Here is a 15123-nt window from a genome sequence, read left to right as displayed (position 1 = left end):
AATTTCGTAACCTTTAATAAAGGTTACGAATGATGCTTTCTATAGATAGCCCTTCTGCTTCTGCGCGGTAATTACGCACAATCCTATGGCGTAGAATAGCTTCTGCTACCGCCTGGACATCTTCAATATCAGGTGCATATTTTCCGGTGATAGCTGCATGACATTTAGCGCCTATGATCAGGAATTGTGATGCCCTTGGCCCTGCACCCCAGTTGATGTATTTGTTTACCTCTTCAGTTGACAATGCCGTATGTGGGCGCGTTTTACTAACTAGTTTTACTGCATATTCAACTACATTATCCGTTACAGGGATATTTCTTACCAATTTTTGGAAATATTGAATCTGACTGGCATTGATAATTTTGTTCAGGGTAACCTCATTATTGCTTGTGGTGTTCTTTACAATAGTCAACTCCTCCTCAAACGAAGGGTAACCTAAATGTACATTGAACATAAACCTGTCAAGCTGAGCTTCCGGCAGGGGGTAAGTACCTTCCTGTTCAATCGGGTTTTGAGTAGCCAGTACAAAGAAAGGATTGGGCAGTACATGCCTTAATCCTGCCGCTGTAACAGCTTTCTCCTGCATAGCCTCCAATAGAGCCGCCTGTGTTTTTGGTGGCGTTCTGTTGATCTCATCAGCAAGAATGATGTTAGAAAATATAGGCCCCTGAATGAATTTGAAGTTCCGGTCTTCACCCAGAATTTCAGCTCCAATGATGTCACTCGGCATCAAATCAGGAGTAAACTGGATCCTGTTGAAATTCAGATCCAGTACACTCGCTACAGTTTGAACCAGTAATGTTTTGGCCAAACCAGGTACACCTACCAATAAACAATGTCCATTACTAAAAATAGATATCAAAACCGACTTGATAATCTCGTCCTGCCCGATAACAACCTTTCCTATTTCGGCTTTGATGCTTTTATAGGATTGATGCAAAGCATCTACGGCTTTAATGTCATTGTCAAACTGCATAAGCGCTTATTTTTTTGCGGATCTAGCCGACCAGATTTTCAATTCATCACAATCGTTGTAATCTTCATCAATACGGATGTAAGTGTTTTCTCTTCTTTTTTCAAACCACTCACTTAGGATCTTGTCGGTTTTCTCTTGCTGCGCTTTTTCCTTAAACTTCGCATAATCCTGCTCCAGATTTCCTTTGTGTGGTGGAATTTTAGATTTTAAATAAAGAATCTTGTATCCATCTTTACCACTTTGATCCGTGAAAGCTGCAGGTGTAGAAATTTCTCCAACTTTCATCGTATCCACAATCATGAATACTTTAGGATCCAGTTTATCCGCAGGAATAAAGGTTGTTCTGGCAGTAACATTATCTGCATAAAGCAACATACCACCATTATATTGTGATTCTTTATTGTCTGAATATTGAGAAGCTGCGAAAGAGAAAGGAATTTTCTTGCTTACCAGGTTTTTGTAAATGGTATCGGCCTTAAGTTTAACACGATCCATGCTCGCAGTTGTATTTTGAGGACGAACCAGGATATGACGCGCCTGAACCTGCTCTCCACGACGCTCTATTACTTGTAAAATATGGAAACCATGTTCTGTTTCGAAAACAGGAGATATTTCGCCAGCTTTTAACTTAAATGCTTGTGCAGTAAATTCTTTTACCATTCTGGTTCTGTCAAAAAAGCCTAAGTCACCACCGTCAGGTGCTGAACCTGGGTCCTCAGAATAGGATTTAGCAAGGAAAGCAAAGTCTTCGCCACTCTTTACCCTTAAACGTAAAGCGTCAATTTTATCATGATACTTTTGTTTCTCTGCTTTAGTAAGCTTAGGGTACATTACAATTTCACCAATCTCAAACTCAGTAGGGATATCAGGTAAACTGTCTTTTTGATAAGCATCAAAATACTTTTTAACCTCTAAAGGAGTGATGCTCACATCCTGAGTGATTTTTTGCTGCATTTTATTTGAAATCAACTGCTCTTTGATATCCGGTCTGATCTCATCCTTATATTGCAATACAGAACGGTTTAAGAATTGCTCCAAACGTTCCTGGCCACCGGCTTTTTGAATCTGATAGCGCATACGCTTTTCAACTTCTTCATCAATCTGTGATTCTTCAACAACTACAGAGTCAATTTCCGCTTGTTGCTTTAACAGCTTTTGAGCAAGCATCTGTTGTAGGATGTAACATTTTACTTTAGGGTCATCAGTATTTCCTGAGTTAAGAAACTGCGCATATTGCTGGTTCAAATCAGATAACAGAATAATATTGCTTCCCAACACCGCTACCACTTTATCAATATTCTTTTTCTGTGCCTGAGTATTTAAAAACAAACAGATTAATCCGCTTGTGATCACTAAAAATTTCTTCATTATATGTTTGTTCAATTGTATTCCTTTTGCAAATTTAATATTCTCAACAGCTATTGGCTAGTTTACTTACAACTTTGCCAGCTTCTTTAATTCATTTTGGTTAATCTTTATCGGATACTTCTTTCTCAATACCTCAATCCATTCCGATTCAATCTTATCCTGGTCGTCCTTCGACTTATTCCATATTTTTATTTCTGATACATTAAACATTAAAGCTGCCTCTTTGTATTCATTCATAATCATTTGATAGGCAGCGCTGGACTTGGCTATCCTTTTTTGAGCCGCTAACGACGTCTCGTAATTTTTTACCTCGGATAGATAAGCTGTGTCTGCATCTAAACCCATTTCTTTTGCATCCAGAACTTTAAGCTTAAAGTTGATGTACTGATTCAGATAAGTCTCCAAATCTTTGTAAGAAACATTTGCATTACCCCCATGGTTTTTTTTGTAAAACCACATGAATTCCTTATTCGATATAGGCTTTCCATTAATGATGGCTACATTTTGTGCAAACGTAACTGCAACAAAAAGACATAAAATAATAATGCAGTAAGCTTTTCTCACAAAAGTTGTATGGTATATAATTTTAAGGCATAAAAGTAATAAATAAAGGCACTATAATAAGATATTTAACTAATTTTAACAGAAAAAAGATTCCCAGTAAAATTATCATTAATGGACAGCCAATTAACCACCGACGGAGCAGCCCTGCGTTTATTTTTTACCGATGATGTTTATTTAGTTAATGAGCCTGGTGTTCAGCACGATGGATTCGGTCCGACTGTGGATGTTGAGTTTGAGGCTTTGCCTGTTCAAACGCCTGTAGCCGACTTTAAGTTCTTAGGTAATAACAAACGCAATATACTTATTCTTGTTAACGATGAGCAAAATGAAGTAAGTGATGAAGCGGGACGTGAGCTGTTGCGTAAAATCGTAAAGTCTGTAAACCTTACAGCCAATGATTTTGCCTTGTTAAACTATGCTAAGTACAAAGGCACCGGATTTAAACAATTGCAGGATTATTTTTCTTGTACTTTGGTTTTTGCTTTTGGTGTTACACCTGCAGCCCTTTCGCTGTCTGGCTATCCCGAAAATTCAATCGTTCAGGAAGGGGCAGTAAGAATGATCTTTTCAGCAGAGCTAAAAGCGTTGGATCAGCATCCTGGAGGGAAAAAAGCATTATGGGGAAGTCTTCAAAACCTTGGGTTATAACATGAGAGAATTAGTATTCGCGACCAATAATCAATACAAAACGCAGGAAGTACGTAACCTGCTGTCAAATAAATATAAAGTACTAAACCTGAGTGATATTGGTTGCACAACTGATATCCCCGAAACGGGGAGTACATTTGCAGAAAATGCAACCTTAAAAAGTAAATACGTTGTTGACCATTACCATATCGATTGCTTTGCGGATGACAGCGGTTTGGAAATTGAAGCGCTAAATCAGGAACCCGGTATTTTTTCTGCCAGGTATTCGGGCGTTAAAGATGATCAGACAAATTTAAAGCTGGTACTTCAAAAGATGGAAGGGCAGACAAATAGAAAAGCACGTTTCAGAACTGTTATTTCTTTGATGCGCGGAGCGGAGAACTTCCTTTTTGAGGGAATCATCAATGGCCAGATCAATGAAACGCCAACAGGAGACCAAGGCTTTGGATATGATCCCATTTTTGTCCCTGATGGCTATGAGCAGACTTTTGCCGAAATGAGCATGGAACAGAAAAATCTGATCAGTCACCGGGCACTGGCCATGAATAAGCTTATTGCTTTTTTAAAGGAGCAGTAGTTTTAGCCGTATCAGGTTTTACTTCTTTAACAGGCGCAGCCTTAGGGGCAAGCTCTGTTTTAGGGAGTACAGGCTTAACTAGTGTACTGTCTTTTTGAGTGCTGTCTTTTTGAATTGTCGTGGGCGTCTTGATTACCGTTGGGACTTTAGTTGTTCCTTTCGGAACTGCACCGTTAGCCGGTGCCGCCGGTTTCCCATTAGTTTTTTGTCCATTCGCCGGTACAGCTTTTTTAGCAGGAACTTTTGCTTTAGCCTTTCCGTTAATCACCTCCTTTTTAGAGAGCGGTCTTATTTCAGGTTTCCAGGTGAAACCGGTTAGGAAAACATCTTCTTTTAATTCAGGGATAGGTGTTCTAACCCCTTCTGGTTCTCTAATGGTTACAATCTTCGCAATCTCTTTTTCTTTAAAAAGGATCTTTATCCGACTACTCACCGTTTGGTTCATATCGGTATAAACTTTCTTTTCATTCTGGTTGAAAAAGATGCTTTCTGCATTCCCGTCTACAAACATATTTTGCAGTTTTCCCTCTTTAAAAAAGGCGGTAATCAGTCTTCCCTTTATCTGGTTGTACCTGGCAGAATCGGCATTTACATTAACCAGAAAAGCGTTTCGTATGACCTGAACGGCATTTAGTTTCTTGTTTTTCAATTGCAGATAAATGGTATCTCCCGTTTGCTGTGAGCCTTCCGACCAAAGGATCGGATTGCTGTACCAGCGAAGGGTCGAATCGGCACTGGTGTAAAACAAGGAATCTGCCATTGCCTGCATATTAGCCTTATACACGCGCACATTGTGATAGGCTTTAATAACCCTGGTTCGCACCGTGTCTGAGGGATTAAAAGGGACCGAATCTTTAACTGATGTTATAGCCTTTGTTTTAGGTACAAGGACTTTTCCTTTTGCCGTATCAGCTTTGGCCTTTACCACTGGTATGGCAGTCTTTAATGCCTTTGAAAGGCTATCTTTCTTTAGGAGATTATCTTTCCCCTTTTTTACAAGGGAGTCGGCTTTTGAAATTAATAAGGAATCCTTGGGTATGGGGATAGCTTTGTTATCAATACGTATGCTATCTTTTAAAAGACTGTCCTTTGCCGCTGTTATCTTATCATTCAGGATAGGTTTTTTCGTATCATCTTTTCCGTTTCTAGCATTCCTTTTATCCTGTCTGGTTTGTTTTTTTGAAACAGCGGTCTCCTTGGGTGCAACAGCAGTAGGTTTTTCGGGACCTACTTTTTTCTCTTTCCCTTTCCCTTGCTCTTCGTCTTCTGCCTCACCAAGTTCATTGTCCTTTTTTATGACAGGAGAGGAGATAAGTGTCAGTGTTTTTTTTAGTACCATCTGAGTTTCCAACGTATCTGCACCCAGCCAAAGGCTATCCGGCTGTAGCTTATTGTTCACTTTTATAGAGTCAGCCGTGCCCATTCCTACATATGGGTTTTTGGTAACCAGGGTCCTCTCGTCTTGTTTATAATAAAATCCCAGTTGTCCATACATCACCGTCTTATCGGTAGTATCATTAAAAACAATGTTTCTTACGGCTTTTCCATAGCCTGCAATCCCATCATAATACAAACTATCACCTTTAAGTGATTTGGAACCCATGGTGTACAGGTTTTTCTTTCCAAAATAGGCCTTCTGCGTTTTGGTATTGTAAGCGCCATTTTCGGTGTATAGATTATCATCCTTGCCTTTTATATTGGTAGGGCCATAAAAATAGGTCCAGTTGGTCAGGGTGTTGTATCTTAAAGTGTCTGAATTGATAGTGGATTCTGGTGTAACAACCACAACATCGTAACGGAAATAGGCATCACGACTGTTGGAAAAATAATATCCGTTTTTACTGGTTAGTGTTACATCTTTACTCACAATTTTACCGCCATTTACATAGGTTCCAATTTTACTGCCCATGTTATAGTCCAGTATATTAGTGGTAAGTGTCGATTCCCGATCTATCATCCGCACATTGTTGGTTAAATGCGCAACCTTTGTGTTTCCATTATAATTTAAGCGATCAGAATAGATATTGATGGTGTCACCCTGGTTGATGTGCACATTTCTGAAGGCATCAAAAACATTCTCATTTGGATAAAAAACAGCACTGTCACAGGTTAGCGTAGCATTATCTTGTCTGAAAACTGGTTTTTTTAAATAGGATATGTTTTTTTTTGCATCCGTATAAGTACCAGTAAAACTTTCTACAACAATCTTTGTCTTCTGTTGCGCAAGCACAGCGACAGGGAATAATAATAGGATCAGGAAATAGCGTAGTTTCTGCACAATACAAAGTTAGTTTTATAATTTGTTTTTTTAAAGGTTATGAAGCCATCCTGAGTTTTTATTCATTATTTTTGAGACCATGTTACCGCTGCAAAATTTTAAGGCTTACATTGATCAGCATTCCCTTTTCAAGGCAAAAGACAAAATCCTTCTGGCGGTTAGCGGAGGGAAGGACTCCGTTTTAATGGCGCATTTATTTAAACTCTCCGGATTTGATTTTGGTATTGCCCATTGCAATTTTAATTTACGGGCCGACGAGTCGCAAAGAGATGAAGCTTTTGTGAAAATGCTGGCGGCCACATTGGATGTCCCTTTCTATGTGACTCATTTTAAAACTAAGCAGTACGCGGCAGCGCATAAGGTGTCGACCCAAATGGCTGCAAGAACGCTTCGCTATGATTGGTTTGAGGAAATCAGGGCTCGCGAAGATTATGAGGTGATTGCATTGGCTCAACACCAGAATGATGCCATCGAAACCGTTTTGTTAAATCTGACCAGAGGCACAGGTATTGCAGGTTTGCACGGCATTTCACCAAAAAGAGATCGTTTGATCAGGCCCTTATTGTTTCTTTCCGCCAGTGATATTGCCAGCTTAATCAGGGATCATGATATAGATTATGTTGAAGATAGTTCTAATCAAAGCACCAACTATGCCCGTAACAAAATCAGATTAAATGTAATTCCATACCTCAAAGAGATCAATCCTAACCTGGAGGAAACTTTTCAGCACAACATTCAACGTTTTACTGATACGGAACTCGTTTTGCAAAATGTAGTAGCTAAACTGAGGACAGATTTTGTTGAAGAAAAGGATGGGCGATTTTATTTACCCATAAAAGGGGTTAAGAGCTTAAGTCCACAACACCTGTTGCTGTTTGAATTGCTTAGGCCATTTGATTTTTCAGAATCAGTAGTTGAAGAATTGTTAGGTGCAATGAATAAGCAAAGTGGTACGGCCTTTTTCAGTATTTCGCATCGCCTTGTAATTGATAGGGAACAGTTGATCATTAATGCCCTTGCTGATGATGCTGTTGTGAGCAATCACCTGATGATTCATTCTCATGATGAAGTTGTCGATTTTTTAGGCAGCCAGCTTACCATTGCTTCATCCGAAGAGGTTTATTTTGAAAATAACTGCAATGCGGCTTACGTAGATACAGCCAGACTGCTTTTCCCTTTAGTACTGCGCAGCTGGCAGCATGGAGATAAATTCATGCCAATGGGGATGGACAACTATAAAAAACTCAGCGATTTCTTTATTGATGAGAAGGTGCCCCTGAGCGAAAAGGATCGTGTTCCAATACTGATTAACGGGAATGGCGAGATCATCTGGGTTGCCGGATTGCGATCGGATAACCGGTATAAACTTACTGAAGCGACGGAAAATGTAACAATTTTCAAATTGCAACATCTAGATATTACAATTCCTAAACAATCTTAAATTGGGAAAGGTATAATGCAATTAAAAAACCAGTAACTTTATTGGATTGAAAACATACACATATGGGAAACCGCTACGCTTATTTTGAAAAACAATACATTGGACGTGATTATATAAGGATTTGTATCAGGTTGGTGATGGCTGCATTTTGTTTTGCTGCCTATGTTTATGAACGTGATCGCGACAATACCCAGGATCTTTTTTTGGTCGTAGGTTTCGGCATCATTGGTGTTTCTATTATACTGCTATTTTTAATTCAATATAAAATAATAATTGATCAGAAGCGCATCACTATTGATGGGCTATGGTCTGCCCGAAAGGTTGAAATAGACCTAAATTCTATTGTTAAAGTTAGAAAGGATACTTATAGTAATTATTTATTCAATAATCCCGTTTACAATCTTCACCGAAAAGGAAGCATCAGGTTTTATTCTTCAGGTAAGGATGCCATCGTGCTTACTGATACTGATGGCCTTGAATATTACATCGGCACACAAAGACCAAATGAAATGTATCTGGTAATCCAGGAAGAAATGAGGAAATAATTGCAATTGGTTAACATAAAGATCAGTTTAAGTACTGTACTTTGCATTGTTAAATAATTTCAATGAAACCGTCGTGAGCATAGCGACCGCAAGAACATGCATATGCTCATGATAGCTTCATCATCTAAAAGAAAATATGTTCTAATGAAAATAGGTATTGTTTGTTACCCTACCTTCGGTGGGAGTGGTGTTGTAGCTACTGAACTTGGAAAGGCATTAGCCGATGAAGGTCATCAGGTACATTTTATCACATATAGTCAGCCTGCGCGCCTTGATTTCTTTTCTGCCAATCTGTTCTATCACGAAGTCTCCGTAAGAGACTATCCTTTATTTGATTATGCTCCCTATGAATCTGCTTTGGCCAGTAAACTGGTAGATGTGGTGCGTTTCGAAAAATTGGATATTCTGCATGTACATTACGCTATCCCACATGCCTCAGCTGCATTTATGGCTAAGCAAATCCTTGAAACCTACGGTATCTACATCCCCTTTGTAACTACATTGCATGGTACGGATATTACGTTAGTTGGGAAAGATCCGACCTATAAGCCTGTGGTTACGTTTTCGATCAATAAATCGGATGGTGTAACTGCAGTATCAGAGAGTTTAAAGAAAGACACTGAGGAACATTTTGAAATCACAAATGAGATAAAGGTAATTCCTAATTTCATCGATTTCACAAGATTCAGTTTAAAACCTAAAGATCATTTCAAGAAAGCCATTGCACCGAATCATGAAAGGATATTAATACATACCTCTAATTTTAGAAAAGTAAAACGTACATCGGATGTAATCCGAATCTTCCAGAAGATTCAGGAGAAGATTCCGTCTAAATTATTGATGGTTGGCGATGGACCTGAACGTGCTTCAGTTGAGCAATTGTGCAGAAGCCTTGGAATTTGCGAGCATGTTCGTTTCCTTGGTAAACAGGATGCTGTTGAAGAGATTCTTTCTGTTTCCGACTTGTTCCTTATGCCTTCAGAGTCTGAAAGCTTTGGCCTGGCCGCATTAGAAGCAATGGCTTGTAAGGTTCCGGCAATAACATCTAACTCTGGTGGCTTACCGGAATTGAATATCGATGGATTCTCGGGGTATATGAGTAATGTTGGTGATGTGGAAGATATGGCCAATAAAGCCATTAGTATTTTAGAAAACGACGAAGTGCTCAAGCAATTTAAAGAGAATGCATTTAAAAGGGCGCAGGATTTCGATTTAAAGAAAATTCTCCCTGAATATGTCAATTACTATAACAAGATTATAGCCGAATCACATAAATTAAACGAAGCGTAAAGCTTATTTAATTGGCGCAAAGACTAAACAAACCGGAGCGCCCAGTTCAATTCTTTTACCGGTATCCTTTAAGGTGCCGGTTTTTTTATTGCGTTCAAAAATTACGATGTCATTGGTGTATTGGTGGCCTATCAAAAGATACTTCCCATTAGGCGTAATGGTAAAATTCCTCGGGCCTTTGCCTAGTGTACTTGCATTTGATATGAAACTGAGTTTTCCATCTGCCTTTATTGCAAATGCAGAAATGGTATTTGCATCACCACGGTTGGTCTCATATAAGAATTTGCCATCAGGTGATATATGGATATCTGCACCATCAATTCTTCCTGTAAAATCTTTGTCAGTAGTGCCAATTTCCTGAAGCTTAGTCAGGCTGCCATCTTGGTACGCAAACGCGGTAACAATGCCGTTAAATTCATGCGCCAGATAAGCGAATTTGCCATTCGGACTGAAAGTAAGGTGTCGTGGGCCGCTACCAGGTGTAGTTTTAACGATTTGCTTAACGCTCAGTACTTCTTGTCTTGCTTCAGGATTATAGTTGTAAAGGTAGACCTGGTCTTCACCAAGGTCGGTACAAATTACATACTTTTTGTCTGGGCTAAACTGAATCTGGTGTGCATGCGCACTTTCCTGTCTTTTTTTAGGATCTATGCTTTTTCCTGTATGCTGTACTAACTGTTTGATTGGAGTTAAAAAGCCATTGGTCTCAATTCCAAAAACAGAAATACTGCCGCCGCCGTAATTGGCAGAGAAAACATTTTTCTCGTCGGCCAGTACAAAGCAGGGGCCCGGACTTCCGGTAGCCTGCTTATTTAAGAAGCTTAGCTCAGGTTTTAGGCCATCAAAGGCAAAAGACGCTACCGCACTGTTGTTTGGCGCTTCGGCTACTGCGTAAACCCGCTTATTGTTTTTGCTGACCGCTAGATAGCTGGGATTGGTTATGTCTTTGGCAACGCTCTTGAATTTGAAATCAGCGTTATCGACATCAAAGTTGTAAATATAGATCCCCTCACTTTTACCCGTATTTGTGTAAGTTCCAATAATTAAATTGTACTCTTTTTTTTGTGCAAATCCTTGCAGTGTGAAAAATGAAACGAGTAAAAGAGAGAAGATCTTATTCATATTTGTTGTTATTACTTGATCAGATGTTTAATCTGGATTAGCTCATGCTCTTCCAGGTAACGCCATCTTCCACGTGGAAGATCTTTCTTCGTTAAGTTACCATAAACAACACGGTCTAATTTTACCACATCATATCCTAAATGTTCGAATATACGGCGTACAATTCTGTTTTTACCACTATGGATTTGTATACCAACCTCACGTTTAGAACCTCCGGTTACGTAAGATACTGAATCAGGTTTAATAATTCCATCTTCCAATTCTAAACCGAATTGAATTTTATTCAGGTCACCCTGACTTAAACTCTTATTCAGTTCAACATTGTATATTTTAGTGATGCCATTTTTTGGATGAGAAAGCTTGTCTGCAAGATCACCATCGTTGGTCATCAATAATAAACCTGTGGTGTTACGGTCTAATCTACCTACCGGATAAATACGCTCTCTGCTTGCTTTATCAACCAATTGCATTACTGTACGACGCTCCTGAGGATCATCAGTAGTAGTGATGTAATCTTTAGGTTTGTTTAAAAGTACGTAAATTTTCTTTTCGCGTTTTAGCAATTCACCGTTGTAGCGAACCTGATCATTTGCAGGATCAATTTTGTGTCCCAATTCAGAAACCACTTCTCCGTTTACAGAAACTACACCTGCAGCAATCAGCTCATCAGCCTTACGACGAGAGCAAATACCTGCATTGGAAATGTATCTGTTTAAGCGGATTAGGCCGTCATCTTTTTGAACAACAGGATTTTTCCTGCCGCGCATAGTAGGCGCCTTTTCAGGACCCGACCAGGTATTGTTACGCTCCTGGCGTGAACCGCGTTCTCCATGTGGTGTTGGACGGTCTGAACGATCAAAAGAACGTTCGCCACGCTCCGGACGTTGGAAAGAACGTTCGTTACGCTCTCCGCCGGCTTTTGTACCTTCATCTTCTCTTTTTCTGAAAGGTCTGCTGTCAGTGCTTCTTGAAGACTGACTTTTTTTATCGTCAAATTTGCGGAAAGGTTTATCACCTCCTGCACTAAAATGATCTTTCTTTATATAACTACGTTTGCCTTCTCCAGGAGTTTCTCTTGAGCCAGCATCTCTTGAACCCGCATCTTTATTAAAAGAACGTGGTTTAAAGTCTCTGCTGTCGTTGTCCCTGTTTCCAGGTTTGAAATCTCTTGAACCAGTGCTTCTTGAACCGTAGCCTTTATTGTCACCATCTTTCGCGGCTCTTGGTTTGAAATCACCACCGGTACTTCTTGGTCTGAATTCTTTTGAATCGTTTTCTCCTCTTGGTTTAAAGCTTCTTGAATCTCCTTCCTTACCTGCTCTAGGTCTGAAGTCTTTTCTGTCTCCCTCTCTTGGCGCTCCGAATGTTCTTGGTTTAAATTCTTTATCGCCGCTAAATTTATTGTCTCTTCCTTCTTTATCGTCAAACTTGCCTTTTCCCTTATATGAAGACTCTGCTCCACCTGGTCTTTTGCCTGTTGTGCTTCGGTTTCCCGGTTTGGACTTGTCATCCCGACTGTTCCTGTTGTTGTTTTTTATCATGATACGCTTTTATTCGCATAATTTATGCGGCGACAAATTTACGAAAAAATGCGCTGATTCCTAATTATTAGTGTCGGAGAACTGCAATTAAGATGCTGATTAGTACCGCATATCGGTCAGCTTTTTGAATGAGGCTGTAATAAGTTGGGGATAACCAGCAGTAAAGTAGCCCTAAACTAGGGGGTTCCTTTACCCTTGGGTTACCCTTCCTTTACCCTTGCCTTACCCTTGGTTTACCCCTGGGGTAAAGCAACCCTAACCCAAGGGTAAAGGAAGGGTAAAGCAACCCGCAACTCATCCGCTACTTTCCCTCTACTTATTGCCTTGTCATTATAAAGGCTGCTATAGCTTGTCTTGTCCGGATATTACTTGTTGATTTAGGCTAACTCGAACTAGCTGTTGACTCGTTATTCCTGAGTTTGTTTGTTTACCAGAAAACTCTTCCTGAAATCGTTTGATGCTTGGAATTACTTTCCTGAAAATTGATTTTTTTGTGCCTAAAATACTCCCAAATTCTCCCATTGTTTATTGTTTTTTGAATTTGTAACCGATGCAAAAGAAACCCTAAAAAGCTCCGGAATTGGTCTTTTTATAATCGCGCTTTAAACTGCTTTAAAGCGCGATTATTGCAGTTAAATTCGTAATAGCTTGATAATTAACATCATATGTCGTACATTTGCAGACGTTTTAAAATTGTTAACCAAAAAAAGGAGGAAAATGATAAAGAAACACATAATAACATGTACGGTAATAATATCATTACTGGTTATGGCAAAAGTGTTTGCTTACAACATGCCCCGAGCAGCAAAAAGTATTTCAAAAGAATCAGAAATAACAAGTACAGATACACTAACATCAAACATCACGAAGCCATTGTCTTTAATGGCTCGATTAAACTTTGCAGATGAGACATTACCGGTTGGGGATGTCAAAGTAGAGCGTAAAATGAAGAAAACGCTGGCTGCACATTACTTTAGTAATTTACAAACGAATAAGCTGCACAGAAAAGCAGCAGAATGGTTCCCAATAATCGAACCGATCCTTGCCGCTTATGGCATTCCCGAAGATTTTAAATATATGCCTTTGGTGGAATCAGGATTACATAGTGGAGTTTCTCCTAAAGGTGCTGCCGGTTTTTGGCAGTTTATGCCCGGGACAGCTCGCACGTATGGGTTAAAAGTTAATTCGAAAGTAGATGAGCGTAATAATTTACGTAAATCAACTATCGCGGCAGCCAAATACATCAAAGATCTTTATAATACCTTTGATAGCTGGACTTTAGTCGCGGCAGCTTACAATGTTGGTGATGGCCATATGAAGCGCCAGATTAACAGACAAAACCAGGATAATTATTTCAAAATGAGACTAAACTCCGAAACTGGTGGTTATGTTTACAAATTGATCTCCATGAAACAGATTGTGGAAAATCCATCGCATTATGGTTATACAGCTCCAAGGACACTGTTAGCTTTTAATGCGGGAAAAGAAGAGCATAAAAACTCAGAATAAAATAAAAAAATATGCAATGAGGAAGGCCGTTCAGTATCTACTGAACGGCTTTTGTTTTTGTTTGGAATTTGCTAATTTAAGCCCCCTATGGAATTGATGATACAAGACATGAAATTTAGTGCTGGAGAAACCCTGGTGCTTAGTTTCGAAGTGTTAAATGGCCAAAAGCCGCAGTACCTGGCTGGGCAGTTTTTAACGCTTGTGTTTAATACTCATGGACGCGAGCTCCGCAGATCTTATTCCCTTTGCAGTTCCCCTGATGTAGATGAGCCTTTGGCTATAGCTATTAAGCGGGTAGAGAATGGCGAGATTTCCAGATTCCTTCATCACAAAACAGCGGTAGGAGATGTGCTGTATGCGCTGGCACCTAACGGACAGTTCATTTATCAACCGGATCCGCAAATTAAAAGGACTGTTTTTCTTTTTGGCGCTGGCGTGGGCATTACTCCACTTTTTTCTATATTGAAAACAGCACTGCATAAAGAAGAGAACTCTAAAATAATACTGATTTACAGTCGTAGGTCGGTAGAGGAAACCCTATTTTATGAAGAATTGAATGATTTGCAGACAAAGTATCGGGAGAGGTTTAAAATTATTTATGTCTCCAGTCAGAGTAAAAACCTGCTTACTGCAAGGTTAAATGTTTTCCTGATCGAGAAGATTGTGAATGAGGAAATGGTTTACAATGGGTCTGATGCGCTATTCTATACTTGTGGGCCAATAGACTACATGGTGACTTGTCGCATCAAATTGCTGGAAATGGGATTTGATATCACTCAGATTAAAAGAGAAACCTTTGTGCTGCCCGAAGATGAGGTGGATGAAGACGATTCAACAGAAAAGAAGGTGAAGCACACCAATACCTATGCTGTTGTATTGAATTTTAAGAACAATATTTACCATTTGGATGTTCCCTATAACAAAACCATACTTGATGTCGCATTGGAAAACAACATCAACCTGCCTTATAGTTGTCACGCAGGGATATGCAGCACCTGTACGGCTAATTGCATAAAAGGGGGGGTAGAGATGGATTATAACGAAGTTTTAATGGATGATGAAATCGCAGCGGGAAGAGTATTGGTGTGTACCGGACACCCTACTGAAGACGGTACCACACTGATCTGGTAGGCTGTAAATATGGCGAACATGAGGCTAATGTAATTTTTGGTTTCGCGCCGTTATTTTGATAAAATTTTTAGCAATTTTGCAGTGTAGAGAATTGCAATCTTAAACGTATAGATTCAGTATCTTTTTTTAATAT

The 15123-nt window shown here is 39.5% G+C and carries 13 protein-coding genes; 7 read left to right on the top strand and 6 right to left on the bottom strand.

Annotated elements, in window-relative coordinates:
- Positions 1-13: 13 nt before the first annotated feature.
- The 3 genes from B9A18_RS05145 to B9A18_RS05135 form a co-directional block, all read right to left on the bottom strand.
- Positions 14-976, bottom strand: coding sequence for an AAA family ATPase (locus B9A18_RS05145; RefSeq protein WP_084287752.1), 963 nt, complete (start codon positions 974-976; stop codon positions 14-16).
- A 6-nt stretch (positions 977-982) separates the two neighbouring features.
- A complete protein-coding gene (locus B9A18_RS05140; RefSeq protein ID WP_084287749.1) occupies positions 983-2344 on the bottom strand; it encodes a peptidylprolyl isomerase in 1362 nt (453 codons plus the stop codon).
- A 66-nt stretch (positions 2345-2410) separates the two neighbouring features.
- Complete coding sequence (locus B9A18_RS05135; protein WP_084287746.1) at positions 2411-2908, bottom strand: hypothetical protein; 498 nt, start codon at positions 2906-2908, stop codon at positions 2411-2413.
- 111 nt (positions 2909-3019) lie between these two features.
- On the opposite strand from B9A18_RS05135, the gene B9A18_RS05130 reads away from it, so the two are divergent.
- Complete coding sequence (locus B9A18_RS05130) at positions 3020-3556, top strand: hypothetical protein (protein ID WP_084287744.1); 537 nt, start codon at positions 3020-3022, stop codon at positions 3554-3556.
- Between the two features lies 1 nt (position 3557).
- Complete coding sequence (gene rdgB / locus B9A18_RS05125; protein ID WP_084287742.1) at positions 3558-4133, top strand: RdgB/HAM1 family non-canonical purine NTP pyrophosphatase; 576 nt, start codon at positions 3558-3560, stop codon at positions 4131-4133.
- On the opposite strand, the gene B9A18_RS05120 is transcribed toward rdgB, so the two are convergent.
- A complete protein-coding gene (locus B9A18_RS05120) occupies positions 4108-6411 on the bottom strand; it encodes an OstA-like protein (RefSeq protein ID WP_084287739.1) in 2304 nt (767 codons plus the stop codon). The two genes, rdgB and B9A18_RS05120, sit on opposite strands and share 26 nt — an antisense overlap.
- A 79-nt stretch (positions 6412-6490) precedes the next feature.
- Here B9A18_RS05120 and tilS point away from each other — a divergent pair, with 79 nt between their 5' ends.
- The 3 genes from tilS to bshA all read left to right on the top strand — a co-directional run bounded on the left by tilS (position 6491) and on the right by bshA (position 9687).
- Positions 6491-7852 carry a tRNA lysidine(34) synthetase TilS gene (tilS, locus tag B9A18_RS05115; RefSeq protein WP_084287736.1) on the top strand — a complete coding sequence of 454 codons (1362 nt, stop codon included), beginning with the start codon at positions 6491-6493 and terminating at the stop codon, positions 7850-7852.
- 62 nt (positions 7853-7914) lie between these two features.
- On the top strand, positions 7915-8397 hold the full coding sequence (locus tag B9A18_RS05110; RefSeq protein WP_084287733.1) for a hypothetical protein: 483 nt from the start codon (positions 7915-7917) through the stop codon (positions 8395-8397).
- A gap of 144 nt (positions 8398-8541) precedes the next feature.
- The gene (gene bshA / locus B9A18_RS05105; RefSeq protein ID WP_084288753.1) at positions 8542-9687 is read left to right on the top strand and encodes an N-acetyl-alpha-D-glucosaminyl L-malate synthase BshA; all 1146 of its coding nucleotides are present in this window, start codon (positions 8542-8544) and stop codon (positions 9685-9687) included.
- Between the two features lie 3 nt (positions 9688-9690).
- Here bshA and B9A18_RS05100 read toward each other — a convergent pair whose 3' ends face one another.
- Together B9A18_RS05100 and B9A18_RS05095 are read right to left on the bottom strand one after the other, a co-directional pair.
- Positions 9691-10809 carry a lactonase family protein gene (locus B9A18_RS05100; RefSeq protein WP_084287730.1) on the bottom strand — a complete coding sequence of 373 codons (1119 nt, stop codon included), beginning with the start codon at positions 10807-10809 and terminating at the stop codon, positions 9691-9693.
- Between the two features lie 11 nt (positions 10810-10820).
- Positions 10821-12350 (bottom strand): pseudouridine synthase, encoded by a 1530-nt coding sequence (locus B9A18_RS05095; RefSeq protein WP_084287728.1) that lies wholly within the window; start codon positions 12348-12350, stop codon positions 10821-10823.
- Positions 12351-13118: 768 nt separating this feature from the next.
- On the opposite strand from B9A18_RS05095, the gene B9A18_RS05085 reads away from it, so the two are divergent.
- Both B9A18_RS05085 and B9A18_RS05080 read left to right on the top strand, forming a co-directional pair.
- Positions 13119-13859 carry a lytic transglycosylase domain-containing protein gene (locus B9A18_RS05085; protein ID WP_317048217.1) on the top strand — a complete coding sequence of 247 codons (741 nt, stop codon included), beginning with the start codon at positions 13119-13121 and terminating at the stop codon, positions 13857-13859.
- A gap of 87 nt (positions 13860-13946) precedes the next feature.
- A complete protein-coding gene (locus B9A18_RS05080; protein ID WP_084287719.1) occupies positions 13947-14990 on the top strand; it encodes a ferredoxin--NADP reductase in 1044 nt (347 codons plus the stop codon).
- Positions 14991-15123 lie beyond the last annotated feature (133 nt).

Origin of the sequence: Pedobacter nyackensis, assembly GCF_900176505.1 — a bacterium.
Taxonomy (GTDB): domain Bacteria; phylum Bacteroidota; class Bacteroidia; order Sphingobacteriales; family Sphingobacteriaceae; genus Pedobacter; species Pedobacter nyackensis.
Note: the sequence above shows the minus strand (reverse complement) of the source record. Positions and strands in the feature narration are given on the sequence as shown.